The sequence below is a fragment of the Micromonospora sp. BQ11 genome, from assembly GCF_052068135.1.
Lineage (GTDB): Bacteria > Actinomycetota > Actinomycetes > Mycobacteriales > Micromonosporaceae > Micromonospora.
Genome location: NZ_JBQHDB010000012.1, coordinates 79,649 through 105,744, shown reverse-complemented (window position 1 = coordinate 105,744; position 26,096 = coordinate 79,649). Strand labels below are relative to the sequence as shown.

Annotated in this window: 29 protein-coding genes and 1 pseudogene; 7 read left to right on the top strand and 23 right to left on the bottom strand. The window is 72.1% G+C overall.

Annotated elements, in window-relative coordinates:
- Nucleotides 1–30: 30 nt before the first annotated feature.
- The 3 genes from ACTMSW_RS23720 to ACTMSW_RS23710 all read right to left on the bottom strand — a co-directional run bounded on the left by ACTMSW_RS23720 (nucleotide 31) and on the right by ACTMSW_RS23710 (nucleotide 2,547).
- Nucleotides 31–843, bottom strand: a complete 813-nt coding sequence (locus ACTMSW_RS23720) for an HAD family hydrolase (protein WP_441182880.1) — start codon at nucleotides 841–843, stop codon at nucleotides 31–33.
- A complete protein-coding gene (locus ACTMSW_RS23715; RefSeq protein WP_441182879.1) occupies nucleotides 843–1,664 on the bottom strand; it encodes an HAD family hydrolase in 822 nt (273 codons plus the stop codon). Before ACTMSW_RS23715 ends, ACTMSW_RS23720 begins: the two co-directional genes overlap by 1 nt.
- 175 nt (nucleotides 1,665–1,839) lie before the next feature.
- On the bottom strand, nucleotides 1,840–2,547 hold the full coding sequence (locus ACTMSW_RS23710) for a hypothetical protein (protein WP_441182878.1): 708 nt from the start codon (nucleotides 2,545–2,547) through the stop codon (nucleotides 1,840–1,842).
- Nucleotides 2,548–2,676: 129 nt separating this feature from the next.
- Between ACTMSW_RS23710 and ACTMSW_RS23705 the strand changes: the two genes are divergently transcribed.
- From ACTMSW_RS23705 to ACTMSW_RS23695, 3 genes are all read left to right on the top strand, one after another.
- Complete coding sequence (locus ACTMSW_RS23705) at nucleotides 2,677–3,108, top strand: OsmC family protein (protein WP_441182877.1); 432 nt, start codon at nucleotides 2,677–2,679, stop codon at nucleotides 3,106–3,108.
- Between the two features lie 75 nt (nucleotides 3,109–3,183).
- The gene (locus ACTMSW_RS23700; protein WP_441182959.1) at nucleotides 3,184–3,528 is read left to right on the top strand and encodes a metallopeptidase family protein; all 345 of its coding nucleotides are present in this window, start codon (nucleotides 3,184–3,186) and stop codon (nucleotides 3,526–3,528) included.
- A 105-nt stretch (nucleotides 3,529–3,633) separates the two neighbouring features.
- Nucleotides 3,634–4,356 carry an AIM24 family protein gene (locus ACTMSW_RS23695; RefSeq protein ID WP_441182876.1) on the top strand — a complete coding sequence of 241 codons (723 nt, stop codon included), beginning with the start codon at nucleotides 3,634–3,636 and terminating at the stop codon, nucleotides 4,354–4,356.
- Between the two features lie 46 nt (nucleotides 4,357–4,402).
- Here ACTMSW_RS23695 and pheA read toward each other — a convergent pair whose 3' ends face one another.
- The 5 genes from pheA to ACTMSW_RS23670 all read right to left on the bottom strand — a co-directional run bounded on the left by pheA (nucleotide 4,403) and on the right by ACTMSW_RS23670 (nucleotide 7,887).
- Nucleotides 4,403–5,359, bottom strand: a complete 957-nt coding sequence (pheA, locus tag ACTMSW_RS23690; protein WP_441182875.1) for a prephenate dehydratase — start codon at nucleotides 5,357–5,359, stop codon at nucleotides 4,403–4,405.
- Between the two features lie 9 nt (nucleotides 5,360–5,368).
- On the bottom strand, nucleotides 5,369–5,887 hold the full coding sequence (locus ACTMSW_RS23685) for a hypothetical protein (protein ID WP_441182958.1): 519 nt from the start codon (nucleotides 5,885–5,887) through the stop codon (nucleotides 5,369–5,371).
- A 160-nt stretch (nucleotides 5,888–6,047) separates the two neighbouring features.
- Nucleotides 6,048–6,437 (bottom strand): ACT domain-containing protein, encoded by a 390-nt coding sequence (locus tag ACTMSW_RS23680; protein ID WP_357029219.1) that lies wholly within the window; start codon nucleotides 6,435–6,437, stop codon nucleotides 6,048–6,050.
- Between the two features lie 75 nt (nucleotides 6,438–6,512).
- Complete coding sequence (locus ACTMSW_RS23675; RefSeq protein ID WP_441182874.1) at nucleotides 6,513–6,971, bottom strand: hypothetical protein; 459 nt, start codon at nucleotides 6,969–6,971, stop codon at nucleotides 6,513–6,515.
- Nucleotides 6,972–7,146: 175 nt separating this feature from the next.
- Nucleotides 7,147–7,887, bottom strand: a complete 741-nt coding sequence (locus tag ACTMSW_RS23670; protein ID WP_441182873.1) for a hypothetical protein — start codon at nucleotides 7,885–7,887, stop codon at nucleotides 7,147–7,149.
- Between the two features lie 208 nt (nucleotides 7,888–8,095).
- On the opposite strand from ACTMSW_RS23670, the gene ACTMSW_RS23665 reads away from it, so the two are divergent.
- Nucleotides 8,096–9,262: an arginine deiminase gene (locus ACTMSW_RS23665; RefSeq protein WP_441182957.1), complete on the top strand. Its 1,167-nt coding sequence runs from the start codon at nucleotides 8,096–8,098 to the stop codon at nucleotides 9,260–9,262.
- A gap of 220 nt (nucleotides 9,263–9,482) precedes the next feature.
- Here the strand turns inward: ACTMSW_RS23665 and ACTMSW_RS23660 are convergent, their stop codons facing one another.
- From ACTMSW_RS23660 to ACTMSW_RS23605, 12 genes and pseudogenes are all read right to left on the bottom strand, one after another.
- Nucleotides 9,483–10,367 carry a DUF5926 family protein gene (locus ACTMSW_RS23660; protein WP_441182872.1) on the bottom strand — a complete coding sequence of 295 codons (885 nt, stop codon included), beginning with the start codon at nucleotides 10,365–10,367 and terminating at the stop codon, nucleotides 9,483–9,485.
- A gap of 50 nt (nucleotides 10,368–10,417) precedes the next feature.
- Nucleotides 10,418–10,834 carry an ATP-binding protein gene (locus ACTMSW_RS23655; RefSeq protein WP_441182871.1) on the bottom strand — a complete coding sequence of 139 codons (417 nt, stop codon included), beginning with the start codon at nucleotides 10,832–10,834 and terminating at the stop codon, nucleotides 10,418–10,420.
- A gap of 66 nt (nucleotides 10,835–10,900) precedes the next feature.
- Nucleotides 10,901–12,358 carry a PAS domain-containing sensor histidine kinase gene (locus ACTMSW_RS23650; RefSeq protein WP_441182870.1) on the bottom strand — a complete coding sequence of 486 codons (1,458 nt, stop codon included), beginning with the start codon at nucleotides 12,356–12,358 and terminating at the stop codon, nucleotides 10,901–10,903.
- A 49-nt stretch (nucleotides 12,359–12,407) separates the two neighbouring features.
- On the bottom strand, nucleotides 12,408–13,199 hold the full coding sequence (locus ACTMSW_RS23645; protein ID WP_441182869.1) for a glycerophosphodiester phosphodiesterase: 792 nt from the start codon (nucleotides 13,197–13,199) through the stop codon (nucleotides 12,408–12,410).
- Between the two features lie 12 nt (nucleotides 13,200–13,211).
- On the bottom strand, nucleotides 13,212–13,547 hold the full coding sequence (locus ACTMSW_RS23640) for a rhodanese-like domain-containing protein (RefSeq protein ID WP_441182868.1): 336 nt from the start codon (nucleotides 13,545–13,547) through the stop codon (nucleotides 13,212–13,214).
- 66 nt (nucleotides 13,548–13,613) lie between these two features.
- A complete protein-coding gene (locus ACTMSW_RS23635) occupies nucleotides 13,614–14,606 on the bottom strand; it encodes an LCP family protein (protein ID WP_441182867.1) in 993 nt (330 codons plus the stop codon).
- Between the two features lie 132 nt (nucleotides 14,607–14,738).
- Nucleotides 14,739–15,995 carry an LCP family protein gene (locus ACTMSW_RS23630; protein ID WP_441182866.1) on the bottom strand — a complete coding sequence of 419 codons (1,257 nt, stop codon included), beginning with the start codon at nucleotides 15,993–15,995 and terminating at the stop codon, nucleotides 14,739–14,741.
- Between the two features lie 217 nt (nucleotides 15,996–16,212).
- Nucleotides 16,213–17,448: an LCP family protein gene (locus ACTMSW_RS23625; protein WP_441182865.1), complete on the bottom strand. Its 1,236-nt coding sequence runs from the start codon at nucleotides 17,446–17,448 to the stop codon at nucleotides 16,213–16,215.
- A 77-nt stretch (nucleotides 17,449–17,525) separates the two neighbouring features.
- On the bottom strand, nucleotides 17,526–18,503 hold the full coding sequence (locus ACTMSW_RS23620; protein WP_441182864.1) for an NAD-dependent epimerase/dehydratase family protein: 978 nt from the start codon (nucleotides 18,501–18,503) through the stop codon (nucleotides 17,526–17,528).
- Between the two features lie 84 nt (nucleotides 18,504–18,587).
- Nucleotides 18,588–20,261 carry a solute symporter family protein gene (locus tag ACTMSW_RS23615; protein WP_441182863.1) on the bottom strand — a complete coding sequence of 558 codons (1,674 nt, stop codon included), beginning with the start codon at nucleotides 20,259–20,261 and terminating at the stop codon, nucleotides 18,588–18,590.
- On the bottom strand, nucleotides 20,239–20,607 hold the full coding sequence (locus ACTMSW_RS23610; RefSeq protein WP_441182862.1) for a DUF485 domain-containing protein: 369 nt from the start codon (nucleotides 20,605–20,607) through the stop codon (nucleotides 20,239–20,241). Before ACTMSW_RS23610 ends, ACTMSW_RS23615 begins: the two co-directional genes overlap by 23 nt.
- Nucleotides 20,608–20,775: 168 nt before the next feature.
- Nucleotides 20,776–21,530, bottom strand: a pseudogene (locus ACTMSW_RS23605) (flavin reductase family protein).
- Between the two features lie 305 nt (nucleotides 21,531–21,835).
- On the opposite strand from ACTMSW_RS23605, the gene ACTMSW_RS23600 reads away from it, so the two are divergent.
- Genes ACTMSW_RS23600 through ACTMSW_RS23590 form a run of 3 tightly spaced genes read left to right on the top strand, consistent with a single transcriptional unit; the run spans nucleotide 21,836 to nucleotide 23,122 of the window.
- Nucleotides 21,836–22,618 carry a helix-turn-helix domain-containing protein gene (locus tag ACTMSW_RS23600; protein WP_441182861.1) on the top strand — a complete coding sequence of 261 codons (783 nt, stop codon included), beginning with the start codon at nucleotides 21,836–21,838 and terminating at the stop codon, nucleotides 22,616–22,618.
- Nucleotides 22,615–22,800: a DUF397 domain-containing protein gene (locus ACTMSW_RS23595; RefSeq protein ID WP_441182860.1), complete on the top strand. Its 186-nt coding sequence runs from the start codon at nucleotides 22,615–22,617 to the stop codon at nucleotides 22,798–22,800. Before ACTMSW_RS23600 ends, ACTMSW_RS23595 begins: the two co-directional genes overlap by 4 nt.
- Nucleotides 22,801–22,843: 43 nt before the next feature.
- On the top strand, nucleotides 22,844–23,122 hold the full coding sequence (locus tag ACTMSW_RS23590; RefSeq protein ID WP_441182859.1) for a hypothetical protein: 279 nt from the start codon (nucleotides 22,844–22,846) through the stop codon (nucleotides 23,120–23,122).
- On the opposite strand, the gene ACTMSW_RS23585 is transcribed toward ACTMSW_RS23590, so the two are convergent.
- Genes ACTMSW_RS23585 through ACTMSW_RS23575 form a run of 3 tightly spaced genes read right to left on the bottom strand, consistent with a single transcriptional unit; the run spans nucleotide 23,123 to nucleotide 26,045 of the window.
- The gene (locus ACTMSW_RS23585; RefSeq protein ID WP_441182858.1) at nucleotides 23,123–23,608 is read right to left on the bottom strand and encodes an SRPBCC family protein; all 486 of its coding nucleotides are present in this window, start codon (nucleotides 23,606–23,608) and stop codon (nucleotides 23,123–23,125) included. It lies immediately after the preceding gene.
- Nucleotides 23,608–25,296, bottom strand: coding sequence for an ABC transporter permease (locus tag ACTMSW_RS23580; RefSeq protein WP_441182857.1), 1,689 nt, complete (start codon nucleotides 25,294–25,296; stop codon nucleotides 23,608–23,610). The genes ACTMSW_RS23585 and ACTMSW_RS23580 overlap by 1 nt, the downstream gene beginning before the upstream one ends.
- Nucleotides 25,287–26,045, bottom strand: coding sequence for an ABC transporter ATP-binding protein (locus ACTMSW_RS23575; RefSeq protein WP_441182856.1), 759 nt, complete (start codon nucleotides 26,043–26,045; stop codon nucleotides 25,287–25,289). The genes ACTMSW_RS23580 and ACTMSW_RS23575 overlap by 10 nt, the downstream gene beginning before the upstream one ends.
- Nucleotides 26,046–26,096: the final 51 nt, after the last annotated feature.

The window sequence follows — 26,096 nt, the reverse complement described above, 5'->3', positions numbered from 1 at the left end:
CGGCCGGCCGGTCGCGGGCCGGCCGGCCGCTCACCCCACCCCGAAGACCTTCTCCAGGTACGCGGCCACGCCGTCGGACGTGTTGGCCGCCGTCACCTCGTCGGCGATCTCCAGGACGGCCGGGTGGGCGTTGGCCACCGCGACCGCCCGGCCGGCCCACGTGAGCATCGGCAGATCGTTGGGCATGTCCCCGAAGGCCATCACGTCGGCGGCGTCGATGCCGTGCCGGGCGCAGTACCAGGCCAGCCCCGCCGCCTTGGTCACTCCCGCACCCGAGATCTCGACGAGACCCGAGTACGACGAGTGGGTCGCCTCGGCGAGCCCGGCCACCGCGCCGGCGACCAGCGCGACGAACGCGTCCGGGTCCTGCTCGCCGGCCCGGGCCAGCAACTTCACCGCCGGGGCGGCCAGCAGCTCCTCCGGTGTCTCCACGACCCGGATCGCGGCGTGGTCGGCGTCCCACCGCATCGGGTAGTGCGCCTCGTGCCGCATTTCCCGGCCGTCCACGATCTCGACCGCGAAGCTGATCTCGGGCACCTCCGCACGCAGCCGCCGGGCCACCTCGGCCAGCAGTTCGGGGGCGAGCGGGTCGGCGCGCAGGACCTCGTCGTTCACCGGGTCGTAGACGACCGCCCCGTTGGCGCAGACCGCCGGCAGCGGCTCGGCCAGCTGCTCGTACACCAGCTTGAGCCAGCGGATGGGACGGCCGGTGACGAGCACGACCGGCGTGCCGTGCGCGGTGAGCCGCGCGAGCACGTCGGCGGTACGCGGACTGAGCGTCCGGTCGTCCCGGAGCAGGGTGCCGTCGATGTCCGTGGCGATCAGCCGGGGTCGCTCTCCCATCAGCGCGACAGTAGCCGATCCAGGTAGACCGCCACACCGTCGTCGTCGTTGCGCAGGATGACCTCGTCGGCCGCGGCGCGGACCGTCGGGTGGGCGTTGGAGACCGCCACCCGTGACCAGCCCGCCCACGCGAACATCGGGAGGTCGTTGGGCATGTCCCCGAAGACCAGCACCTCGGCGGGATCGACGCCGAGGCTCTGCGCCACCACGCTCAACCCGGTCGCCTTGTCCACCCCCGGCGGGCAGATCTCGATGAAGCCCAGCCCGGCCTGGGTGACCGTGGCCACGTCCGACGGGATGATCTGCCGCGCGACGTCCAGCAGCTCGTCCACGTGGTGGTCGGCGGTCCGCGCGAAAGCCTTGATCACGTCACAGGAGAGGCATTCGGCACGGCTGCGCGCCTCGAACCGGTCCGGGTAGGGCCAGCTCGGGTGGTAGTCGCCCCAGAGCGGCGCGTCGTGCTCGTCGGACGCCTCGACCATCACGGTCAGCGGCCCGACCGCGGCCTCCAGGTCGGTCAGCAGTGCGGTCAGCACCTCGCCGCGCAGACGCTCGTCGCGCAGGACCACCGGTCCGGTGGGGTCACTCTGGTCGACCACCCGGCCGCCACCGGCCATCACCAGGAAGTCGGCGGCACGGATGTCGTTGCGGGTCAGCTCGGTGAGCCGGGGACCACGGCCGGTCGCGCCGACCACCGGGATCCCGGCGGCCCGCACCCGGTCGAGCACCTCGTGGGTGTACGCGGAAACCGTGTCATCACTGCGGACGAGCGTCCCGTCGAGGTCGGTGGCGATCAGCTTGGGCAGGCCCGGGCGGGTCATCGTTCCTCCTTCGCCCGCCGCCGTCGCAACCAGCCGTTCCGGTGCTCGGACCCGGAGTGACGGCGGGCAGCAACCGTACCTCGCGGAACCGGTCGCAACCATGGCTTCCAGGCGAATCGGATGCCAACGCCCGGCGCACCCCCGGTGGCCCGGCGGTCGGGGCCGGCAGCGCAGGTCAGGAGGAGGATTCGGGCCGGGCGAAGGGGATCGTGGGCGCGACGGTCAGGTCGGCGGGGGCGGGCAGGTCGGTCTCCGGGTCGTCGGCACGGGAGCGGCGCCGACGGGGGGACACGGTGGTGTCCATCGCCTCGACCGGGGCGTTCGACGGCGTCGGCCAGAGCGCGGCGCCGAGGAGGGCGCAGGCGACGAAGGCGGTCACCAGTCCCCGCCCGTACTCGACCGCGAACCCCTCCTGCTCGCCGTAGTAGAGGGCCCGCCGGTCGGTGTCACCCAGGTTCGCGGCGGCCGCGGCGAGCAGGGCCAGCAGGGCCACCGCCAGGGCGAGACCGGCGATCCGGGCATTCGGCCGTACGGGCGGGGTGCCGCGTAGCGCGAGCGCGACCGTGCAGCCCAGCAGCAGCAGTCCGACGAGGTACCCGGTGCCGAAGCCACCCAGCTCGGAAACCCCCTCGGGCACCCGGATCAGCTCCCCGTTCGGGCCCGAGTTCGGCAGGGTCAGCACCAGCCACTCGCCGACCAGGGAGGCCAGCCCGGCCGCCGCTCCGAGGCCGGCGAGCACGACCGGCAGCCGTCGGTCCCCCGCGAGCCCGGTGAGGGACCGCCCCAACCGGCCCCGGGGTTTCCGGTCGGTGTCGCCCCACTCCACGACGGTGGTGCCGTCGGACCGGTCTTCCTGCCGGGGAATGGAGATTTCGTGGGACATCGGTCACCCTTCCGCGTCGGCGGACTCACGCCGAATCATGGCACAGCCAGCACTCGACGGGGCGAACCGCGAAGCCGATGCTCGCGCGGTCGGTCGCCCGGCCGTTCCCTTTCGACTAGCGTCATCGGCATGCCTATTCGTACCGCTTCCGCACGTTGGCAGGGCAACCTCACCGAGGGGTCCGGCACGGTCCGCACCGGCAAGGGCGGCCTGGAGGGCAACTACTCCTTCAAGTCGCGCTTCGAGGAGGGTGAGGGCACGAACCCCGAGGAGCTGATCGGGGCCGCGCACGCCGGCTGCTTCTCGATGGCGTTCTCCAAGGCGCTCGCCGACGCCGGTTCGACCCCCACCTCGGTGGAGACGACCGCCAAGGTGCACCTGGACAAGACCGACGCCGGCATGACCGTGACCCGCATCGAGCTGGACACCGTCGGCGAGGTGCCCGGCATCGACGAGGCCGAGTTCGCCAAGCTGGCCGAGGCCGCCAAGCAGAACTGCCCCATCTCGCGCCTGCTCTCTCCCGGCGCCGAGATCACCCTGAACGCCCGCCTCGTCTCCTGACACCCGTACCCCGCCGTTCCGCGCCCGGCCGCCGGCCACGCGGAACGGCGGGGCGGGGACAATGGGGCGGTGGCCGTGGAGATGAGCCGGGAGCGGTTCGAGGACCTCGTGGGTGAGGCGCTCGACGAGGTACCGGAGGAACTGCTCGCCCTGATGAGCAACGTGGTGATCCTCGTCGAGGACGACCCACCGCCGGGCGAGGACCTGCTGGGCCTGTACGAGGGCCACGCCCTCACCGACCGGGGCTGGGACTACTCCGGCGTACTGCCGGACCGCATCCTCATCTACCGCAATCCGATCCTGCGCATCTGCGACAGCGACGACGACGTCGTCGACGAGGTCGCGGTGACCGTGGTGCACGAGATCGCCCACCACTTCGGCATCGACGACGAGCGCCTCCACGAGCTGGGCTGGGCCTGAGAGCCGGCGTAGACCCGGCTGTGAGTCCGCTCAGCCGATGGCCGGTGGTTGCGCCCCTGACCTACCTTCGCAGGCAGACATCGTGAAATCTCAGGAGGCACTTCCATGCGCAGCGAGCTGTTCTCGGCGGAGAACCTGGAGAAGGAGTCCGCGCAGCCCGGCATGCGGCTGCAGAACTCCAAGATGTTGAAGATCGAGCTCAACGGCGAGGCGATGGCCCGGGTCGGGTCGATGGTCGCCTACCAGGGGCAGGTGCAGTTCCAGGCGCTCGGTTCCGGCGGGCTGGGCAAGTTCCTCAAGCAGAAGCTCACCGGCGAGGGCGTCCCGCTGATGAAGGTCTCCGGCCGGGGTGACGTCTTCCTCGCCGAGTTGGCCAAGGACGTGCACGTCATCGACCTGGAGCCGGGCGACGCGCTCTCCATCAACGGCTCCAGCGTGCTGGCCTTCGAGTCCACCCTCAACTACGACATCAAGATGGTCGGCGGGGCCGGCATGGCGTCGTCGTCCGGGCTGTTCAACTGCGTCTTCAGCGGCCACGGCCGGATCGCCATCACCACCAGGGGCACCCCGGTGGTCCTCAACGTCGACGCACCCACCTACGTCGACCCGCAGGCGGCGGTCTGCTGGTCGGCCAACCTCCAGACCGGCTACCACCGGGCGGAGCAGCTCGGCCTCGGCACGCTGCTCGGCCGGCGTACCGGTGAGCAGTTCACGATGAGCTTCGCCGGTCAGGGCTTCGTGGTCGTCCAGCCCTCCGAGGAGCCCCCGATCATGGGCAGCGGCCAGCAGGAGCAGCAGGGCGGTCTCCTCGGCGGCCTCCTCAGCTGACGTCGTCCGACCGCAGGTGTCCCGCCGCACGCGGGACACCTGCTCCTCAGGTGAGGTCGCCGGCGCGGAGGCGGGTGAGCCAGGCGGCGGCGTCGGCGTAGTCGGCGTCGGACAGGCCTGCGGGGGCGGGGACCGGCCGGTCGCCCGCCGCCGGGATCCAACGGTGCCGGGGGTACGACCCGAGGAACCGTACGTCGGCGCAGACCCGGCGCAGGCCCTGCAACGCCTCGCCGAGGCGTACGTCGGCGACGTGACCGCTGCAGTCGAGGAAGAAGACGTACCGGCCCAGCGCCTCGCCGGTGGGGCGGGACTCGATGCGGGTGAGGTTGACGCCCCGGACGGCCAGCTCCATCAGCACCGACAGCAGCGCACCCACCCGGTCGTGGGCGATGTAGACGGCGAGCGAGGTCACGTCGTCGCCGGTCGGGGGCGGCGGCGGGCCAGGGCGGGACACCAGCGCGAACCGGGTCACCGCGTCCGGATGGTCCGCGATCTTGTCGGCGAGCACCTCCAGACGGTGCCGGTTCGCCCCGATCGGGGCGCAGATCGCGGCGTCGTACTCCCCGGTGGCGGCACCGGCCGCGGCCGCGCCGTTGGAGAGCACGTCGACCACCACCGCGTCCGGCAGGTGCGCGCGCAGCCAGTTCCGGCACTGGGTGGACGCCTGGGGGTGCGCGGCGACCGAGCGGATCGCCCCGGGCGTCGTGCCGGGTCGGGCGGCCAGCACGAACTCCACCGGCAGGATCACCTCACGGGTGATCACCAACGGCTCGCCCTCGGCCAGCTCGTCCAGGGTCACCCCGACCGCGCCGCCGATCGAGTTCTCCATCGGCACCAGGGCCGCGTCAGCCTCACCGGCCCGTACGCTCTCCAGCGCCTCACCGACGCTGCGGGCGGGCGTACGGGTGCCCCGCTCGGCGGCGGGCACGCGGTGCAGCGCCTGCTCCGCGAAGGTGCCCTCGGGCCCCAGGTAGACGAAGCGGGTCGGTGGCGTTCCGGGCATGCCGTCAGCCTACGCACCCGCGCCGACGGTCGGGCCGCCGTCGCAGGCCAGGGTCCGGATGGCGGGTGGACCGGCGGCCCGTACCTCGACGGTGCAGACGTCGGTGCCGGCGGTCACCAGACGCGGTGACCGTGCCGGGCCCTCGGTCACCACGTGCAGCTGTTCGTACCCGGTCACGTCGAGCACGGTGTAGTGCCAGTCCCCGGCGCACAGGGGACCGGTCCGGACCCGGACCGTCGCGTGGCGGGGGAGCAGACCGGCCCGGCCGCGTACCAGCTCGGTCACCCGCTGCCCGGACGGGCCGTCGGCGCAGGCCACGGCGGTGAGCCCGGGGGACGGGGTCGGGCTGGCCACCCCCGGCGTGCCGCTGGGCGCGGGCGTATCGGGCGGCGTGGGAGGCCCACCGGTGGGGCTGGGCGCGGCGCCGCCGGTCGCCCGAGGGGTCGACGAGGCGGCCGGCTGCCGCAACTCCGGTGGGGCGCCACAGCCGACTGCCGCCGTCGCGGCCAGCACCGCGACGACTGCCAGCCGGACGGGCCGGGCAGCGGGATGCGGACGCCGGCACGGGACGGACCGGCGGAGCGGGGTGGGCGGCACGGACCGGTCCTCGGGGAGAGATATCGGGGAACGTCGTTGCGGCCAGGGGTGGCCGAGCCCATCGTAGGAGGATCGGGCGGCGCGGTGAAGGTCAGGTGAGTACGCGGTGCCCGGCGCGCTCCAGCGCGATGACGGCCTCGCTCAGCCGTACGGCCGGGACCAGCAGATAGTCGGTGTCGTACGTGGAGAAGGCCACCACGCTGACGCGGGCCGCGGCCATCGGATCCACCAGTGACGCCAGGGTGCCGGACACGGCGAGGTCCAGCGGGCCCGACACCCGCAGGCACCGCCAGGAGGTCTCCACCACGGCCTGTTCGGGTGCCCGGTCGGCGGGACAGATCACCGAGATCCCGTCGGCGGTCCAACTGACCGTCACGACGTCACCGTCGCTCAGCCCGCCCGGAAGGGTGGGCGGCAGGGAGGAGGCGGCCGCCAGGCGGCACACGGCGTACTCCCCCGGCAGCAGAGCGATATCGAGCATGAGGGCACCTTACGGCCTCGGTGAGCGCCCGCCCCAGCATCGCCGCGTGCGTCGAACGCCACACCGGGTCGCAGGTCAGACCTCGGAGAAGAACGTGAGGGAACCGGCGACCGTCCCGTTGCTCAGCACCGGCGTGGAGATCGCGTCGACGGTCGCGTCGTGGTCGTCCTGCGATGCCGCCTGAATGCGGAGCAGCCCGCGAGCGAGGCGACCGGAGGTGAGGGCCAGCATCGGGGGGATCTTGTCGATCTCCGCCTCGGTCAGCTCCCGCGGGTTGGCGGTGAAGTCGAGCAACCGCAGGCCGCCGTCCAGCAGCGGAAGCCCGACGAGGTCCTCCGGGGTGCCCAGGCAGAGCAGCTCGCAGCCGGAGGCGGAGACCGCCACCACCTTCGTCTCGGCGTCGATGAGGAGGCACGGCTCCTCCGCGTTGGAGACGGTCGTCGACCACTGCCCGAAGTTGTCGGACTCCTGCTCCGTCGGTGTCCCTGCCGCCGGCACGAACACGTCCGAAAGTGAGAGTTCGACGTGGGCCACCGCGCCTCCTATGTACACCGACGGTATGTCCACGCTAGCCGGTCACGGCTGCGGGCCGCAGGCCGCGCTGGTGTCACCGGGCCGCCGGTGGTGTCGGGTGCCCGGGCCGAGCGGCCGGCGACGGCGCGACCGACGGTGCCGACCGCACCCGGGCCGCGTGGCGTCGCGGCTGACGTTACCGCCGGCCGGCCGGCTTGTCAGTGGCCGTTCGGCCCTCCTCGTACCACCGGTAGTCGGCGGCGGGACGGTACGTGCCGTTCATCCACGTGGACGGGTGCTGCGCGACCCGGGAGAGTTTCTCGGCGGTGGCCGGGCTGATCCGGCTGCCCCCGGCCACGAGCAGGCGGTCCAGCTCGCGGTGGGTGGCCATGAGGCAGTCCTTGGGCAGGCCGTAGACGCTGATGACGCCGGAGCCGACGAACGTCAGCACCGGCGTCACCGGGATCGGCAGCCCCACGGCCTGGGAGAGGGCCTTACTGGCCCGCTTGGCGTCCCGGCGGGCCTCGGCCACGTACGGGGGACGCTTGCCGTTGATCTGCACCACGTCACCGGCCACGAGCACCCGGGCCCGGCCGTGGTCGGCGATGGTGACCGCGAAGAGCCCGCTCGGGCCGATGGCGAGGAAGCCGGCCCGGTCGTCCTGGTCGGTCTCCAGCAGGAGGTCGCTCGCGTCGGTGCGCGGCCACTCGATGACGTGCCAGGACGGACCGAGGTGGTCGAGTTGGCCGAGCGCCCGCGCGCCGGCCGCCTCCAACCTCCGGGCGCCCCGTTCGGCCCGCCGCCGACGCGCCCACTCCAGAGGGGAGGGACGAACCGGCGCGAGGACCCCGGCGCTCTCCGCGCGGGGGTGTGGCACCGCCGCGGGCGGCAGTGCCCGGGCGGACGGTACGGCTCGACGAGCGGGAAAGACAGTCATCGCGACCTCCGGCAAAAGGTCCCTCGAAGTTATCTTCTCACTACCCTACGTTGCTACTCCCCCGGCTCGGCAAGTTGGAACGCCGGAATGAGTGCGGATGAATGCCATATTCATCCACAGTTGTTTTACCGGATGCCGCCAAACCCTGCCTACGCTGCGAGGCGTGACCCACTACGTGGACAGCGAAGTCGCCCGGCTCGGCACGGTGATGCTGCACCGCCCCGGCCCGGAACTCGCCCGGCTGACCCCGCGCAACAACGACTCGCTCCTCTTCGACGCCATCCCCTGGGTGGGCCGCGCGCAGGAGGAGCACGATGCCTTCGCCGGCGCCCTGCGCGAGCGCGGCGTCGAGGTCCTCTACCTCGCCACCCTCCTGGCCGAGACGCTCGCCGTCGCGGACGCGCGGACCGAACTCACCGAGGAGGTGCTCCGCTCGCCCCGCCTCGGCGACTCGCTGCGCGCCCGCGTCGCCGACCACCTGGCCTACCTGGATCCCGTCGCCTTGGCCGACGTACTGATCGCCGGGCTGGCGCACGAGGAGCTGCGGATCAGCCGGGACCGGCCGGGCGGCCTGGTCTACACGCTCATGGACCGGCACGACTTCGTCATCGACCCGCTGCCGAACCTGCTCTTCACCCGGGACTCCTCGGTGTGGATCGGCGACCGGGTCGGCGTGACCAGCCTCGCCATGCCGGCGCGGCGGCGGGAGACCACGCTGACCGACGCCATCTACCGGCACCATCCCCGCTTCGCCGGCACCGAGTTCGTCTACCACCCGGAGCTGGAACACCTGGAGGGCGGCGACGTGCTGCTGCTCGCCCCCGGGGTGCTCGCCGTGGGTGTGGGCGAGCGGACCACCCCGGCCGGCGCGGAGCGCCTCGCCCGACAGGTCTTCGCCGCCAACCTGGCGCACACCATCCTGGTCGTACCGATCGCGCAGGAGCGGGCGACCATGCACCTGGACACCGTCTGCACGATGGTCGACGTCGACGCGGTACTGATGTACCCGAACATCGCCAGCACGCTCATGGCGTACACGGTCATCGCCGGCGCGGACGGCGAGGACCCGCGGGTGGACGGCCCGGCGCCGTTCCTACGGGCCGCCGCCGACGCGATGGACCTCGACCAGCTCCGAGTGATCGACACGGGCCTCGACCCGGTCACCGCGGAACGCGAGCAGTGGGACGACGGCAACAACACCCTCGCCCTCGCGCCCCGGCTCTGCGTCGGCTACGAACGCAACACCGAAACCAACGCCCAGCTCGAACGCGCCGGCATCGAGGTCATCCCCATCGCCAGTTCGGAGCTGGGCTCGGGCCGGGGCGGCCCGCGCTGCATGTCCTGCCCCCTCGTCCGCGACCCCCTCCGGGGGTAAGGAAGGGCCCCCTCTTAACGCCTGCGGTAGAGGAAGGGCCCCTTCTTAACACTCGACGACGGGCGCGACGGGCGCGACGGGCGCGACGGGCGCGACGGGCGCGACGGGCGCGACGGGCGCGACGGGGCGGCGACGGCACCGCGCGGTGACGGCGCGGCGGGGCGACGGTGACGGTGACGGTGCGGCACCGCGGGGGCGCCGTCCGTGCGACCCGCCCCGGTCAGCGGAGGGTCAGTTGGCGGCCGAGGAGGCCGTGGCGGGCGCGGCGACCGGCGGCGTCCAGGCCGGTGGTGTCGGTGAGGGCGTCGGCGTACCGCTTGGCGAAGTCGGCGACCGGCTGCTCCCAGTCGGCGGCCGGGACGTCGTCGGGCAGGTCCCAGACGGGGACCAGACGGCCGTGGGCGCGGAACATGCCGGCGAACTTCGTCCCCTCGCCGAGGGTGAGGGTGCCGGCGACGCTGAGCCGGGCCAGCGCGTCCAGGGCGGCGTCCTCGTCGTCGCCGAGCACCCAGCGCACGTGTGCCTTCTCGGGCACCTGGCACCAGTACGCGGCCCGCGCGGCGGCCAGCCGGACGGTTGGGTAGATCGCCGCGTTCGCTCGCTCCAGGGACGCCTGCACGGTCGGATCGTCGGCCGCGCCCGGATCGAGCCAGAACTCGAAGCCGTCGTGCATCGTGAGCTCCAGCGGCCCGTCCACCAGGATGTCCTGGAGCCGAGGGCCGGGGCCGGGCATCGGCGGTACGGCGACCTGGCCGCCCGGCTCGGTACGCAGCGCGCACAGCAGCGCCTCGGCCAGGTCACGGGAGACGTCACCGGACTGCTGGTGGCGCTGAAGGCCGATGAAGACCCGCCCGTCCGGCTTCGACATGGCCGGCGCGGCCATCGGGAGCACGGTGGCCAGGACGACCTCGCGGTCGCCGAACTCCTCCACCAGCGCGGGGGCCAGCTTCAGCGGGGCGGAGGCGGCCGGCACCAGCTCGCGCAGGGCGATCCACTCCGGCTCGTCGGCCAACCCCTCGAACGGTCGGGGCACGAAGATGTCGCGCACCTTCTCCCGCTTCGCAGTGGTGTCCGCGGCTCGCTGGCTCTTTCGACGCTTGCTCACGGCGAGACAGCCTAGAGGCCGGGGCCGGGTCGTGTGGGGAGGACCCACCTTCAGCCGGCGACCACCAGGTCCGGACGGGGTGCGGCGACGGGGTCGAACTCGGCCCAGACGCTCTGGCCGAGGCCGTCCCGCTCCACTCCCCAGCGGTTGGCCAGCCCGGAGACGATGTGCAGGCCACGGCCGTCGGCGGCGTCCGGGTCGGCGGCCCTGATCCGGGGGCCCGCAGCGGCGCCACCGTCGGTAACGCGGAGCAGGATCCGCTGGCCGTCCAGGGACGTGGCCAGTCGCCACGACACCCGGATCACCCCGCCGGGCAGCGGGTCGGCGTGCCGGACCGCGTTGCCGACCAGTTCGGCCAGGACGGCCACCAGGTCCGCCAGCCGGGGCGCCGGGACGATCGGGCCCAGTTCGGCGGCGAGCCGGTGCCGCGCCAGCCGCGCTCCGGTGCCGTGGTGGGGCACCACCACGCACCATGCTCGTTCGGAAGCTTGCGTCGCCACCTCGCCCCTCCACGCCCCCGTGGCCACCACCGGTCACCCGCGGGGCAGCCGCACCTCTGCGACCGTACCGCCAGCGGCCCTCGGTCGGAGGGATACCCATCCATTCTGCAGTTCAACGATCCGGCGGACGAGATAGAGACCCAGTCCGGCGCCCGGGTAGCGACGGCGGTCACCGGACTCGCCCTGCCAGAACCGGTCGAAGGCGCGTTCCACGTGCTCCGGGCGGATGCCGATGCCCTGGTCGCTGACCCGGAAGGAGACGGTCTGCCCGTCGCAGGACGCGGTGACGGTGATCAGGGTGTCGGGCGGGGAGTACTTTGCGGCGTTGGTGCTCAGCTCGGTGAGCACGGTGGCGAGGCTCGGCCGGTGACCGAGGGCCCGGGGCAGGTCGGCCGGCAGGTCGACCACCATCCGGTGGCGCAGGTCGGCGGGCAGGTCGGCGATCGCCGCCCGCAGGGCGTCACCGAGGTCGAACAGCGCCGGCGGCTCCTCGCCCGGCCCCGCGCCGGTGGCCGAGGAGAGCAGCCGGTCCACGAGGCGGGCCAGCTCGTTCGCCCGCTGCCCGATGACGCGGGCGGCCTGCCGCCGGTCGGTCTCGGTCAGGGACTCCCAGTGGTCGGTCAGGGTGTCCGCGTACCCCTTGATGACGGTGACGGGCGTCCGCAGCTCGTGGCTGGTCACCGCGACGAAGAGGTCCCGGTCGTGGTCACGGCGCTGCTGGTCGGTGATGTCGCGGAAGGTGACCACCCGCAGGATGCCGGGTCCGGGCAGCTCGCCGGAGGTGATCCGCAGCCACCGGCCGTCCGGCAGCCGGTGGTCGAGGACCTGCCCGGACGGAGGCAGCGGGAACGGCAGGGGCTGGTTGAGCGCCTGGGCGGCGGCACGGCCGGTGACCTCGGCGGCGGCCGGGTTCCACAGCCGGACCCGGTTGTCCCGGTCGACGACGGCCAGCCCGTCCGCGAGGGCCGCGACGACGGGGCCGTCGCCGTGCACGGGCAGACCGCTCTGGTCGCCGTACATGTGGGCGATGCAGGAGGCGAGGTAGCCGATCACCCCGTGCTGTTCGGCGTCCGGTTCGGTGCCGCCGGCCGGGTAGAGCGCGTGCAGGCTGCCCACGGTCAGCCCCCCGATCTCGGCCCGCGAGACCACCATCGTGACCAGGTCCCGGCCGGCCAGCTCCGCGGCGAGCTTGCCACGGAGGTGGTCGGTGCGGACCTGCTGGACCCGGTCGCCGGAGAGCAGGCAGACGGTGGCCGGGTCGTCGACCGGCAGCGGCCGGCCGACGGTCCACTCGACGGCGCCGGTCGCGGCGATCACCCGACCCCCGGTCGGTGCGAACTCGACGAACGCCATGCCGGCCGCGCCGAGCGCGGACTGGGCGACGCGGAGGAGCTGGTTGAGGACGGGCAGCCCGGTGTCCCCGGAATTGATCATTTCGATCACCACGGTGTGGCCGGCGACGAGGGCGGGGAAGTCGATACGCTCCGGCATGGGGAGAGTCTGCCCTCTCGTCCGGCTCCCGGACACCCCGGCGGGGCGGTCACCGACCGAGACGGGCCAGCGCCAGCGCCGGTCGGTCCGTGATGACTCCGTCCACCCCGGCGGCCAGGACGAGGTCCAGGTCCGCCGGCTCGTTGACGGTCCAGACGTACACCTGGTTGCCGGCCGCCCGCAGCGCGGGCACGAGCCCCGGACGGGCCCGGACCAGCGCGATGCCGGGCCCGGCGACGCGGGTGCCGAAGGGCAGTCGGCCGGGCCGCAGCCAGCGCGGAAGGACCTCCAGCAACAGCACCGTCGGCAGCGCGGGGGCGAAGGTGCGGATCCGGCGTACGGCCAGCGGGGAGAAGGACATCACCGTGACCTGGACCGGGTCGTCCGGTGCGGGCCGGTGCAGGCCGTAGCGGTGCAGCAGCTCGACCAGCCGGCGCTCGACGTGCGCCCCGTAGCGGGAGGGGTGCTTGGTCTCGATCAGCAGCCGTACCGGCCGACCGGCGGCGCGGACGGCATCCAGCAGCCGTTCCAGGGTGAGCAGCCGGGTCCGCGAGTCGTCGAGGACCTCGTCGCCGTCGGCGGGCACGGCACGGGGGTGCCACGAGCCGAAGTCGAGACTCTCCAGCTCGGCGAGCGTACGCACGCTGACCCGTCCACGACCGTTGCTGGTGCGGTCCAGCCTGCGGTCGTGCACGCACACCAGGTGTCCGTCCCGGGTCAGCCGGACGTCGCACTCCAACCCGTCCGCCCCCTCGTCGAGGGCGCGCAGGTACGCGGCGAGGGTGTGCTCCGGGAGGTCGTACGACGAGCCTCGGTGCGCGAAGACCAGGGGTCCGCCCATGCCGCGCGCCCCTTACAGGACCCGGCCCGGCTGCCCGTCCTGGCCGACCACCGGTCGGCCGGCGGCGGCCCACTCGCCCATTCCACCCCGCACGTTGCGCACCTGGTCCCAGCCGTTGCGCATGAGGTAGGTGACGACCTGCGCGGAGCGCCCGCCGGAGCGGCAGATGACCGCCACGTCGCGGTCGGTGGGCACCTCGGCCATCCGGGCCGGCAGCTCCATCATCGGCAGGTGGTGGGCCTGCGGGGCGTGGCCGGCGGCCCACTCGTCGTCCTCCCGGACGTCGAGCAGGTAGGTGTCGTCGGCGATCTCGGGAACGGTCACGGTGGGTACCTGGGGTCCGAACACGGTCACCAAGCCTAGACCCTCCGGTCGGGCGGGCCGGGCCAACGTCGAACGGCGGCCCACGGTCGGTCAGAGCTGGTTGATCCAGCGGGGGTTCGCCCGCGCCCACTCCGGCATCCGGGTGCCCCGGACCGCGGCGAACAGCCCGCCGCCGCCGTTCTCCAGCACCACGTACGAGACCTGGCCGATGGTCTGCGGGTAGGACGGCACCCGCACCCCGCGCAGGGCGTCCGAGGGCAGGTCGCGCAGCGCGAGGAGGAGATCCTCCAGGGGTACGCCGTTGGTGTCCACGGTGAGCGAGTTGCCCACCGCGCGGATGAGCTGGTCGAGCTTGACCGGGTTGGTGGTCAGGGAGGTCTGGCCGGCGCGGTCCAGCATCGCCCGGAGCAGTTGCTGCTGGTGCGTCTGCCGGTCGTAGTCGCCGTTCGGCAGGTCGTAGCGCTGGCGTACGTAGTCCAGCGCCTCGCCGCCGTCCATCTGGCGGCAGCCGGGGCTGAAGACCCGATCGGTGTGGACCGACCGGACCTCGGTGTCGACGCACATGCGGACACCGCCGAGGAGGTCGATGACCTTGCGGAAGCCGGAGAAGTCGACCAGGGCGGCGCCGTCGAAGCGGATCCCGGTGAGCCGGGACAGGGTGGCCGAGAGCAACCGGGTGCCGCCCATCCCGCCGCCGCCGTGCTCGTACGCCGCGTTGATCTTGTCCTGCCCGCCGCCGTAGCCCGTGCGGGCGGGGATGGGGACCAGCAGGTCGCGGGGGATGGAGACCAGGAACGCCTCCCGTCCGCCGGCCGGGACGTGCACGATGAGGATGCTGTCGGCCCGGCGGTCCTCGGCGCTGCCGCTCTGCCAGCGGTCGGTGCCGACGAGGAGGTAGTTCAGCGGCCCGTCCGGGTCGGTCCGGTCGCGGCGGGCGTCCGGGTCGAGCAGTTGCTCCTCGACGACCACCCGGTCGTACCGGTCCTGGAGCACGCGGAGGCCGACCACCGCGAGCCCGGCCAGCAGCACGAGGGTCAGCCCGAGGCCGAGCAGGACCCGGGACCAGCGGGGGCGGGCGCGCACGACGCCTTCCGTCCGCTCCCGGCCGTCCCGCTCCGACCTGGACGTGGTTCCTCCCCGCCTGACGTGAATAATCTTCACGTCAGGCTACGGGGCGCTCACGCTCCGTCCGGGGCGATCGCGGAATTCTCCGCCCTACTTGCGGGTGGAGAGCACCTCGGGGTTGGCGACCACGAACTCGGCCAGCTTGTCCTGCCGGACGGCCCGGAACATCTCGAGGGTCTGCTCGCTGAGGGCTTCCCGGTTGTTCGAGTTGCCGTTGAAGGTGCCGCCGTTGGTGCGCAGCATCGTCAGGTCGCTGCCGCTGACCCCGCGCATCGTGAAGACGAAGTCGGCCACCGGCACGCCGCCGGTGTCCAGCATGAACGCCTCGCCAGCCGCCTTGATCAGCCCGTTCAGCTTGATCGGATTGGTCAGCGTGCCGTTCTGGCTGGCCTTCTTCGCCATCGCCTTGATGAGCTGCTGCTGGTTCTGCTGGCGCGCGTAGTCGCCGCCGGTGAGGCCGTAGCGCTGCCGGGAGTAGTCCAGCGCCGCCCAGCCCTCCATCTCCCGGCAGCCCTTCTTGTGCACCACCGGGGTCCGTGCCTTGCCGGTCTTCTTGGCGTCCGCGTTCCACATCGGCTTGCCGTCGACGTACGACATGTGGTGCGACGCGACCTCCTGGCTGACGCAGATGCGTACCGAGCCCAGGGAGTCGATGATCTTCTTGAAGCCGCCGAAGTTGATGATCGCCGCGCCGTCGAAACTGACCCCGGTGAGCTTCTTGATGGTCTGCGCCATCAACTGGGCCCCACCCTCCCAGCCTCCGCCGTTCTTGGCACCGTGCTGGAAGGCGGCGTTGATCTTGTCGACGCCTCCGTTCCAGCCACTCTTGGCGAACGCGGGGATCTCGGCCTCGGTGTCCCGGGGGATCGAGATCAGGTAGGCCTGGTCGTGGGTGGCCGGGATGTGCAGCACGATGATGCTGTCCGCCCGCACGTCGTCGGCGGCCCACGACTGGCGGGCGTCCACGCCGAGCAGCAGCATGTCGATCGGACCCTTGAGGCTCGCGCCGCCCTCGGCGTCGGACTTCCCCGCGTCGCCGAGGAGATTGCCCTGGGCGATGTTGCCGGTGGCCTGACCGATCACGGCCTTGCTGCCGACGATCGCGGCGCCGCTGGTCACCATCAGCACGGCACCGAAGATCAGCGTGATGCGAGCCCAGAGGGGATCCTTGCGACGCTTGGGCCTGCGTTTCGACGGAGCGTCCGGCGTGCCGCCGGCGGGCCGGCCGTACGCGGTGCCGGTCGATCTCCCGCCCGGACCGGGCTGCTGGGGGACACCGACGGGGATTCGGGCGGACGGGCGGGATGGCTCCAGCGCCGGCGGGCGACCGCTGGTCTGAACCGGCATGCTTGCTCCAGTTCGCGTGGTCGGGGGGCGGCACCACTGTACGGACGCTTTCCGGTCCTGGCGAGTTCATCCCGCGGACAATTTCCGTTGTCCTGGCAGTTGTCTCGGCATTCTGGCCGATCGTCCATGTCAATACGACCGATCGGCGGCTGGCGCCCTCGGTCGAGGCGGTCAGCCGCCGATCGGTATCGACGTCGGTGCGCGTGCCGATTCGGCGTCAGCCGCCGGCGCTGTCCGTCTTCTGGTTGGCCTTCACCCAGTCGGTCATCGTGTCGGAGGCCATCGACTTGTACATCGCCAGCGCCTTCTCCCGGTCGGAGACCACCACCGACTGGCCGTCGATCGTCTGGCTGCCGTTGTGCGGGCTGGTCACGAAGGTCAGGTTCTCGCCGCGCAGGTTGCGGAACTGGAGCGCCATGTCGACGAGCGAGAAACCCTCGTCCACGGTCACCGCCGCGGTCACCGACTTGAGGAAGGCGTTCAGCTTCTTCGGGTTGGTCAGCGTGCCGGTGCTCGCCGCCTTGTCCATCAGCGCGCGGAGGAACTCCTGCTGGTGCCGCATCCGGTCGAAGTCGCCGTTGGGGAACTGCTTCCGCTGCCGGATCCAGTCCAGTGCCTCGGCGCCGTCCATGTGGTTGACGCCCTTGGTGAACGTCCGGTACGGCTTGTGGATCGAGGTGATGGTGCGCTCCACCTTGAGGTCCACACCGCCGAGAGCATCGGTGACCTGCTTGAACCCGGCGAAGTCGATCGCCATCACGTGGTCCATCCGGACGTCGGAGAAGCACTCGACGGTGCGTACGGCCAGCGGCAGGCCGCCGAAGGCGAAGGCGGCGTTGACCTTGCCGCGCCGGCTCGAGCCGCACTCCGCGCTCGCGCTCTCCGGAATCGGCACGTAAAGGTCGCGGGGGATGGACACCAGGTAGGCCTCCTGGTGGTTGCTCGGGATGTGCATCACGATGATCGTGTCGGCGCGCCACTGGCTCTTCTCGTTGACCGGCGCGTCCGGGTCACGGGAGTCGGTGCCGACCATCAGGATGTTCAGTGCGCCGTCGACGGCCTTGGCCGGCCGGCCGCCGGTGATCTCCGAGAACGGGTCGGTGCGGGCCAGGTCGTCGTTGAGGCCGCGGGCGTAGAACCACGCGCCGATCCCACCGAGCAGCGCCAGCACCAGCACCGCCACGCCGGCCACCAGGCCGATCCGGCCCCAGCGGGGGCGGGGGCCACGTCGGCCGGGACCGCCGGGGCCACCCGGACCCCTCGGGCCGTCGGGACCGGACGGCCCACCAGGACCGCCCGGGCCGTCGCCCCGGGGCGCGTCGTACGACGGATACCAGCGGGTGTCCGCCGGCCCGGCGCGCCCGGCGTCCCGACCGGAGCCGGGCACCGACGCGCGCCCGGCGCTGCGGTGCAGGTACGGGAGCGGGACACCGGCGGGCGTGGTCGCTGACATGTAACTCAGGGTACGTAGGTCGGGCCAGTGTCGCCCCGAAGCGAAGCCGGAGTGGAGGGGCCGGATTCGTGCGGCGGCTACCCCAGCCGCTCGCGGAAGTACTCGATCGTGCGCCGCAGGCCGTCCTCGGGCGAAACCTCCGGCTCGTATCCGAGCAGCTCACGGGCGAGCGTCAGGTCGGGGCGGCGCATCTCCGGGTCGTCGGCACTGCGGGTGACATAGGTCACCTCGGAGCTGCTGCCGGACAGTGACACGATCGTCTCGGCCAGTTGCCGCATGGTCATCTCGTTCTCGGTGCCGCAGTTGATCGGCCCGGTCTCGGTCGAGTCGAGCAGCAGCAGGATGCCGCGGACCAGGTCGGCCACGTAGCAGATCGAGCGGGTCTGGTTGCCGGTGCCGTGCACCGTGATCGGCTCGTTGCGCAGGGCCTGCGAGATGAAGGTCGGGATGGCCCGGCCGTCGTCCGGGCGCATCCGCGGACCGTACGTGTTGAAGATCCGGACGATGGCCGCGTCCAGCCCTCGGCTGCGGTGGTACGCCATGGTGGCGGCCTCGGAGAAGCGCTTCGCCTCGTCGTAGACGGCACGGATGCCGATCGGGTTGACGTTGCCCCAGTACGTCTCGCGCTGCGGGTGCTCCTTCGGGTCCCCGTACGCCTCGGAGGTGGAGGCCATCAGGAACCGGGCGCCGTCGGCGGTGGCGCGCTCCAGCAGGTGCAGCGTGCCCACCGAGCCGACGCGGAGGATCTCCACCGGCAGCTTCTCGAAGTCCGTCGGGCTGGCCGGCGACGCCATGTGGAGGATGGCGTCGAACCGCTCGGCGATCGCCGGGTGGTGGGTGGGCAGGCCCTCGGAGATGTCCGCCTCGACCAGGGTGAAGGTCGGCTTGTCCAGCAGGTGGGCGACGTTCTCCTTCGACCCCGTGACGAAGTTGTCCAGCACGACCACGGTGCAGCCGCGGGCGATCAGCACGTCCACGAGGTGCGACGGGACGAAGCCGGCGCCGCCGGTGACGAGAATGCGGTGGCCAGGTCCGAATCGTTCAGCAACCTTCATGGGCGCCAGCCTACAAGTGCAAGGAGGGGCCCCCTGTTAACGCCTGGCGTTGTACAGGGGGCCCCTCTTAACAAGGCGTGCGGATCAGTGCGCGCCGGCGCCGGTCAGCGACCGGACCTCCAGCTCCGCGTACTTGACGTCGTCGCGCTCCTTGGAGACGACCGTCCCGATCCAACCGCAGAGGAAGCCGAACGGGATGGACAGGATGCCCGGGTTCGACAGCGGGAACCACTGCCAGTCCTGGTCGGGGAACATCGAGGTGGGTGCCCCGGACACCACTGGCGAGAAGAACACCAGGAACACCGCGGCGAGCAGGCCGCCGTAGATCGCCCACACCGCGCCGGAGGTGTTGAACCGCTTCCAGAACAGGCTGTAGAGGATCGCCGGCAGGTTGCCCGACGCGGCGACCGCGAAGGCCAGCGCCACCAGGAAGGCCACGTTCAGGTTCTGCGCGAAGATCGACAGGGCGATCGAGACGGCGCCGATCGCCAGCGCGGAGATCCGGGCCACCCGTACCTCCTGCCGCTCCGACGCCTGGCCCTTGCGCAGCACGTTGGCGTAGAAGTCGTGCGCCAGGCTGGACGACGACGCCAGCGTCAGGCCGGCCACCACCGCCAGGATGGTGGCGAACGCGACCGCGGCGATGATGGCGAGCAGGGTGGCCCCGCCCAGGTCGCCGCCGAGGAAGTCGATGCCGAGCCGTTCGGCCAGCTGTGGCGCGGCGGTGTTGCCGGCCTTGTCCTGGGCGGTGATCGCCTCACCGCCGACCAGCGCCGCCGCGCCGAAGCCCAGCGCCAGGGTGAGCAGGTAGAAGGTGCCGATGATGCCGATCGCCCACAGCACGCTCTTGCGGGCGGCCTTCGCCGTCGGCACCGTGTAGAAGCGGATCAGGATGTGCGGCAGGCCGGCGGTCCCGAGCACCAGCGCGATGCCGAGCGACAGCAGGTCCACCTTGTTGTAGAAGGTCTTCGTCGCGTCACCGGCCACCTCGACGCCGTACCGCAACCCGGGTTCCAGGAAGGCGCTGCCCTTGCCGGAGGAGGCGGCGGCGTCGCCGAGCAACGACGACAGGTTGAAGTTGTACTTCGCCAGCACCAGCACCGTCATGATGGTCGCGCCGCCCATGAGCAGGAACGCCTTGACGATCTGCACGTAGGTGGTGCCCTTCATCCCGCCCACGGTGACGTAGATGATCATCAGGGCGCCGACCATGATGATGGTGGCGATCTTCGCGGCGTCCGCGTCCATGCCGAGGAAGGTCGTGCCCGGCTTGATGCCCAGCAGCAGCGCGACCAGCGCACCGGCACCGACCATCTGGGCCAGCAGGTAGAAGATCGACACGGTGATCGTGGAGACCGCCGCCGCCGTACGCACCGGGCGCTGCCGCATCCGGAAGGCCAGCACGTCGGCCATCGTGTAGCGGCCGGAGTTCCGCAGCAGTTCCGCGACCAGCAGCAGCGCCACCAGCCAGGCGACCAGGAAGCCGATCGAGTAGAGGAAGCCGTCGTAGCCGTACAGCGCGATGATGCCGGCGATGCCGAGGAACGAGGCCGCAGACATGTAGTCGCCGCCGATCGCCATGCCGTTCTGGAAGCCGGAGAAGGACCGGCCACCCGCGTAGAAGTCGGTGGCGGTCTTGGTCTGCCGGCTGGCCCAGATGGTGATGGCCAGGGTCACCGCCACGAAGACCAGGAACAGCGTGATGGTGAGGTTCCGGGCGGTGGTATCGCCCGCCTCAGCCGCGAGGACCATGCTCATGGCTCACCTCCCCCATCTCCGCGCGGATCCGGTCAGCGACCGGGTCGATCTTGCGGTCGGCGTACCGCGAGTAGAGCCAGGCGATGACGAACGTGGAGACGAACTGGAGCAGACCGAAGACCAGGGCGACGTTGATGTTGCCGACCAGCTTCGTGCCCATGAAGTCCCGCGCGTAGGCGGACAGGATCACGTAGAGCGCGTACCACAGGAAGAACGCGATGGTCATCGGGAAGACGAAGCCGCGTAGCGCGCGCCGCAACCCGGCGAACTCGTCGGACCGTTGCACGGCGACGTATCGCTCCGCCGCTGACGCGGCGGGTGTGGCCGGGGGTGTGTCCGTGGACATCTGTGGATCACCACCTTCACAGGCATCGGGGAGTTTCGCGCACGGTAGAAAGCGCGCTCCCCGCTGGGGAAGGCCGAGATCGGCGTCGGTCGACGGCTGCGCCGAACGGCAGCATGGCTGCGCCGAGTGACCTGGGTCACTCCGGTGAGCGGTACGGTCGGCGGCGGCTCACGTCAGCTCGCGGTACCGCCCCCGGTAGTGCAGCAGAGGATCCGTCTCCTCGACCAGTTCGACGGCCTCGATGGTGGCCTCGACCAGCAACGCCCAGCCGTACTCCCGGGCGTTGTCGAGCCGGCACCCCGCCCACCCGCCGCCGTTGCTCGGCACCGGGCCGTAGGGGGTCTCGGTCCACGTGTCGTTCGCGAAGAGCCCGCCGGGGGACGGGAAGAGTCCGGCGAACCGGTCGGCGAGCTGGCGGTGCGTCGGGCCGAGCGGCGCCACCGCGAACCGGCCCGCCTCCTCGACCGCCGCCCACAGGTCCGACTCCGCGTCGATCAGGCCGAGCAGACGGTCCGGCTCACCCTCCGCGACCAGCGTCGAGGACACCGTCAGGCCCGCCGGCCCGGGCGCCGTCCAGAGCGTCACCGGCGACGCCAGTCGCCCACGAAGCCGGCGTACGGGGGAACGTTGGTCGGCGGGTACGGCGAACGGGTCGGTGTGGTGGATCTCGGCGCCCGGCTCTGGATTCACGTGAAACATTGTGCCGCCCTCGTGCGCGCCCAACCCAGGAAGCGCCGGTGCAGGTCGGCCGACGGCTCGTGGTCGGTGAGCTGGGTGAGGTCGGCGCTCGCCTCGGCCAGCAACGTGCCGAGGTGCACCAGGAGACCGAGCCGGTCGTGCCGGTACTCGACCAGCAGCGCCAACCGCGCCGGCTGACACGGCCAAGATGCCCCGCACCCTCGGCAGCGCCACGCCGGCCGCATCGCACTGTGCTCCCGGCCCCGGTCCGGCACGCCGTGTCGGTTGCCAGGAGATCTTGGAGGATTTCGGCCCCTCCAGGGGCCGTTCTCCACCAAGATCTTCCGACGGTCCGGGGTCATCGTGCCTCCTTCGGGTGGGTGCCCCGGCCGGAGAGGCGGCCGGGGTCACCCGCGCAGGACCGGCCGCCGGGACGTCGCCTCCACCAACCGGGCCGCGTGTCCTCCACCCTGGACCCGGCGCGTCGGACAGGGGAGGATGCGAGCGCTTACTACGCTGTGCGGTCGCGTACTTACCGGAGAGGTACGGGATGAACGTCGACATGTGGATCAGGGCGTTGAAGGCGGCCCGGGCCGGAGCCGAGGTGTCCCAGGAGGGGCTGGCTGCGCTCATCAAGTGGAGCCCGTCCACCGTGGCCGCCATCGAGACCGGCCGCCGCCGGCCGACCATGGAGTTCGCCGTCGCCGCCGACCAGGCCCTCCAGACCGGTGGCCTGCTCGCGGAACTGCTCAGAGTGGCGGATCGGGAGCGCGGGCCCTCGTGGTTCGTCCCCTGGCGGGGCTACGAACAGCAGGCTGTCCGTCTGCGCGCCTTCGAGGCGTGCCTGGTGCCCGGCCTCCTGCAAACCGAGGATTACGCGCGTGCCGTCATCTCGGCGGGTGGTCTGCACACACCGGCAGCGGCGGAGGAACTCGTCGCCGTGCGGATGGACCGGCAGCGGCTCTTCCAGCGCGACGAGCCTCCGCACCTCGTCTTTCTGATCGACGAAACCGCACTGCGCCGACCCGTGGGGGGCGCTCCGATCCTCGATGCCCAACTCGGGCGCCTGTTGGACATCGCAGAGCTACCCATGGTCCGGCTGCACGTCATCCCGCTCGCAGTGGGCGAGCACGTCGGACTCGGCGGCGGCTTCGTCCTCGCGGAACTGCCCGGCGAGCGGGCCCTCTACCTGGAGAATGCCGCCCGAGGACACGTGATGGACGACCCGGAGATGATCGGCTTGCTCGACCGCAAGTGGGATAGCCTCCTCGGCGAAGCGCTGTCCACAGGAGCCTCACTGGACCTGATTCGGAAGCTGAAGGTGACGCCATGATCATCGCTGAGCCCCGCTGGCGCACCTCATCGCGCTCGACCGATTCCGGCGGCAACTGCGTCGAGGTGGCCGACAACGTGCCCGGGGTGGTCCTGGTGCGCGACAGCAAAGACCGGCCCGGCCCCACGCTCGCGTTCCGCCCCGACGCCTGGCGTGCCTTCGTCGCGTCCGCGAAGCGCTGACCAAGGGCTGACGGGACCCTGTCCCACCCTCTACCGTGCGGACATGTCCCGCGTGAGTCCCGAGCACGTCGCGAAGGTCCGCGTCGTCACCGCCGCCGCGGTCCTCGCCGAGGAGTGCGACCTGGCCGCGTACCCGCACCGGCACCTCGCCGTGGTCGCCAACGCCGGCTTCCACGGTGAGAACCTGGCCCAGCTGCTGGCCGCCGCCGACCTGCTCGCCGAGCACGGCTGGGACCTGCTCACCGTCAGCCAGCTCGGCGGCGGCCTGCACGCGTTCCTGTGCCGGCGCGAGGGCGTGCCAGGTCCGCGTACGCCGGTCTGATCAGTCGAGAGTGCGGCGGGCGGCGGCGAGGACCTCGGGGTCGACGCAGCCGGCGGCGTAGCCGGCGATGCGTCGCCGGATGTCCCGGCGCAGCAGCAACGTCCCGACCCGGTCGGCGACCGGACGCAGGAACGCCGGCCGGCAGCGGAAGTTGTACCGCCAGGTGGCCACGGTGTGGCCCGGTTCGCCGGCGGGCGCGAACCGCCACCCGCCGGCGAACATCTCGAAGAACCACGGCCCGCGCACCATCTTCATGCCGACGGTGGTCGGGGGCGCGTACGAGACGTACTCGCTGATCATGGTCAGGCCGTGCCGGGATCGGGTGAACGTGCGGACGCCCTTGCCGGGACGGGTCGCTCCACCGGTGAAGTGCTGTTCCCGGACGAACGGATCCCACCGGTAGCGGACCGGCGCGGTCGTCTGGGACACGGCGAACGCGACGTCCGGAGGAACCGGAACGGTGACCGCCGCCTCGACGACCGGCATCAGCGGCGCGGGGTGACGGTGGCGAGCAGTTCCGGCTGCCGACGGTCGAGGACGTCGCCGGCGAGGTACGCGCCGAGCAGCGCCGCACCCAGCCCGTACGCCGTGCCCACCGGCAGGGCCAGCCATAGCCACAGGTCACCGAGCAGCGCGGCGGCCACCACCATCGGCACCGCCGCGACGGCCGAGGCGAGCATCGACAGCAGGGTGAGGAAGCTGCGGGCCACCCCGGCGCCGGTGTTCATGGCGAACGGGTTGCTGGTCTCCGGCAGGGAGTAGGCGCCGAGCACCGACAGGAAGGTGTTCACCGCCAGCCCCGCGCCGTACGTGGCGAGCAGACTGCCGGCGGTCAACCCGATCCAGCCCGGCTGGCCGAGGACCAGGGCGAGCGCCAGCGAGATCGCCACCACCAGCGGCAGCACGTAGAGCGAGAACGCGGCCATCCGGGCGCGCAGCTCGGTCTGGCCGGGTACGCCCGCGACCACGTTCGCCGCGTACGCGCTGCCGTCGAAGCCGAACTGGTTGGCCAGGGTGACGGCCGCGAGCACACCGACGAAGATCATCGACAGGCTGACCAGCACGGGCGACGATCCGCCGGTGGTGGTGATGCCCTGCTCGTCGATGCTGAAGCCGGAGCCGCCGAAGTTGACCATCGCGGGGACGAAGAGCCCGACCACCGCGAGCGTGATGAGGTTGGCCCGTCGCCGCGCGTCCCGCCACCAGTAGCGGGTCTCCCGGGCGACCAGCGCGCCGAAGCGGTCCCGCCGCAGCCAGCCCGTCGCGCGGGGGAAGAGCTGGGCCACCGGCCCGCCGGCCGTCGCCCGCGGAGCCGGGGCCGGGCCGGCGCTGACCGCGCCCACCATCGCCGACTCCAGCGACCGGGACCACCAGGCGAGCAGTGCGACGATCGTCGCCGCGGTGATCAGCAGCTTGACCGGGACGGCCCAGACCCGGCCCTCGGCCAGGTCGATGCCGGCGGTCCACGGTGCGCCGAAGGGCGTCCACCCGACCACCTCGGCGAGGGGCGTCAACCGGTCCCAGTCGGTGTCCTGGATCGCCGCGACGCCCACCAGCTGCAACGGCCCGATCAGGGCGGCGACGACGGCCAGCATGACGGCCGCCAGGTCACGGACCCGGCGGGACCGCAGCATGCTGGCGAACGCGCTGGTCACCGCGCGCGCGGCGGCCACGCAGAGCAACAGCCCGGCGGCCACCCCGATCGCCTGCACCACGGCGGCGGACCAGCCGCCGAGCGCCCCGGCGGTGACCACCAGGCCGGAGAGCGCCAGCAGCACCGCCACCGCGGGCACGCTCACCAGCGCCGCCGCGAACAGGCCCGTCACAAGGGTCCTGCGGGACAGTGGCAGCAGCGCGAACCGGGCGGGATCGAGCGTCTCGTCCACGCCGAAGAAGACCAGCGGCAGCAGCAGCCAGCCCAGCACCGTCAACCCGCCACCGAAGGCGGCGACCAGCAGCGCGGACACCTCGCCGTCGGTCAGCCCCGGCATGGCGAAGAGGAGGAACCCGGCGGCGGCGAACTGCAACCCGACCAGCGAGCCGATCACGAACATCGCGATCCGCCATCCCTGGCCGCGGAAGTTGTTGCCCAGCACCCGCAGCTTCAGCCGCACGAAGTGCCGGGCCGAGACCGGGCGGACCGCTGCGGCCGGCGCGTTCACCGTCACAGCCACGCCAGCTCCTCGCCGGTCGCCGTACGGCCGCCGACCACCTCGACGAAGACCTGCTCCAGCGAGCGGTCCCCGCGTACCTCGGCGAGAGTGCCCACCCGCGTGATGGTGCCGGCGGCGAGGATCGCCACGTGCGTGCAGAGCCGCTCCACCACCTCCATCACGTGACTGGAGAAGACCACCGTCCCGCCGCCCGTCACGTACCGCTGGAGGATGTCGCGGATCAGCGCGCCGGACACCGGATCGACCGCCTCGAACGGCTCGTCCAGCACGAGCAGCCGGGGGCCGTGCAGCAGCGCGCACGCCAGGCCGATCTTCTTCTTCATGCCCGCCGAGTAGTCGACCACCAACGTCCGGCCGGCGTCTCCGAGCGCGAGCACGTCGAGCAGCTCCGCCGCCCGCCGGTCGACCACCGCCGGGTCCATGCCGCGCAGCAGACCGTGGTACGCCAGCAGCTCCGCGCCGCTCAGCCGGTCGAAGAGGCGTACGCCGTCCGGCATCACGCCGAGCAGCTGCTTCGCCCGTACCGGGTCCGCCCACACGTCGTGACCGAGCACCGTCGCCGAGCCGGCGTCCGGCCGGAGCAGCCCCACCGCCATCGACAGGGTGGTGGTCTTGCCGGCCCCGTTCGGGCCCAGCAGCCCGTAGAAGGACCCGGCCGGCACGTCGAGGTCGACGCCGGCCACGGCCACCTTGCTGTCGAAACGCTTCGCCAGACCCCGTAGCGCCAGGGCGGGGTGCTCACCAGTCATGCGTCCGACCGTATCCGGCGAAGGCCACCCTTCGATTCCGGCCAGGGAATG

Coding starts and splice junctions, on each gene's coding strand:
- ACTMSW_RS23720 (WP_441182880.1), bottom strand. CDS start 843: ATGGGAGAGCGACCCCGGCTGATCGCCACGGACATCGACGGCACCCTG.
- ACTMSW_RS23715 (WP_441182879.1), bottom strand. CDS start 1,664: ATGACCCGCCCGGGCCTGCCCAAGCTGATCGCCACCGACCTCGACGGG.
- ACTMSW_RS23710 (WP_441182878.1), bottom strand. CDS start 2,547: ATGTCCCACGAAATCTCCATTCCCCGGCAGGAAGACCGGTCCGACGGC.
- ACTMSW_RS23705 (WP_441182877.1), top strand. CDS start 2,677: ATGCCTATTCGTACCGCTTCCGCACGTTGGCAGGGCAACCTCACCGAG.
- ACTMSW_RS23695 (WP_441182876.1), top strand. CDS start 3,634: ATGCGCAGCGAGCTGTTCTCGGCGGAGAACCTGGAGAAGGAGTCCGCG.
- pheA (WP_441182875.1), bottom strand. CDS start 5,359: ATGCCCGGAACGCCACCGACCCGCTTCGTCTACCTGGGGCCCGAGGGC.
- ACTMSW_RS23680 (WP_357029219.1), bottom strand. CDS start 6,437: ATGCTCGATATCGCTCTGCTGCCGGGGGAGTACGCCGTGTGCCGCCTG.
- ACTMSW_RS23670 (WP_441182873.1), bottom strand. CDS start 7,887: ATGACTGTCTTTCCCGCTCGTCGAGCCGTACCGTCCGCCCGGGCACTG.
- ACTMSW_RS23665 (WP_441182957.1), top strand. CDS start 8,096: ATGCTGCACCGCCCCGGCCCGGAACTCGCCCGGCTGACCCCGCGCAAC.
- ACTMSW_RS23650 (WP_441182870.1), bottom strand. CDS start 12,358: ATGCCGGAGCGTATCGACTTCCCCGCCCTCGTCGCCGGCCACACCGTG.
- ACTMSW_RS23645 (WP_441182869.1), bottom strand. CDS start 13,199: ATGGGCGGACCCCTGGTCTTCGCGCACCGAGGCTCGTCGTACGACCTC.
- ACTMSW_RS23630 (WP_441182866.1), bottom strand. CDS start 15,995: ATGCCGGTTCAGACCAGCGGTCGCCCGCCGGCGCTGGAGCCATCCCGC.
- ACTMSW_RS23625 (WP_441182865.1), bottom strand. CDS start 17,448: ATGTCAGCGACCACGCCCGCCGGTGTCCCGCTCCCGTACCTGCACCGC.
- ACTMSW_RS23620 (WP_441182864.1), bottom strand. CDS start 18,503: ATGAAGGTTGCTGAACGATTCGGACCTGGCCACCGCATTCTCGTCACC.
- ACTMSW_RS23615 (WP_441182863.1), bottom strand. CDS start 20,261: ATGAGCATGGTCCTCGCGGCTGAGGCGGGCGATACCACCGCCCGGAAC.
- ACTMSW_RS23610 (WP_441182862.1), bottom strand. CDS start 20,607: ATGTCCACGGACACACCCCCGGCCACACCCGCCGCGTCAGCGGCGGAG.
- ACTMSW_RS23600 (WP_441182861.1), top strand. CDS start 21,836: ATGAACGTCGACATGTGGATCAGGGCGTTGAAGGCGGCCCGGGCCGGA.
- ACTMSW_RS23595 (WP_441182860.1), top strand. CDS start 22,615: ATGATCATCGCTGAGCCCCGCTGGCGCACCTCATCGCGCTCGACCGAT.
- ACTMSW_RS23590 (WP_441182859.1), top strand. CDS start 22,844: ATGTCCCGCGTGAGTCCCGAGCACGTCGCGAAGGTCCGCGTCGTCACC.
- ACTMSW_RS23585 (WP_441182858.1), bottom strand. CDS start 23,608: ATGCCGGTCGTCGAGGCGGCGGTCACCGTTCCGGTTCCTCCGGACGTC.
- ACTMSW_RS23575 (WP_441182856.1), bottom strand. CDS start 26,045: ATGACTGGTGAGCACCCCGCCCTGGCGCTACGGGGTCTGGCGAAGCGT.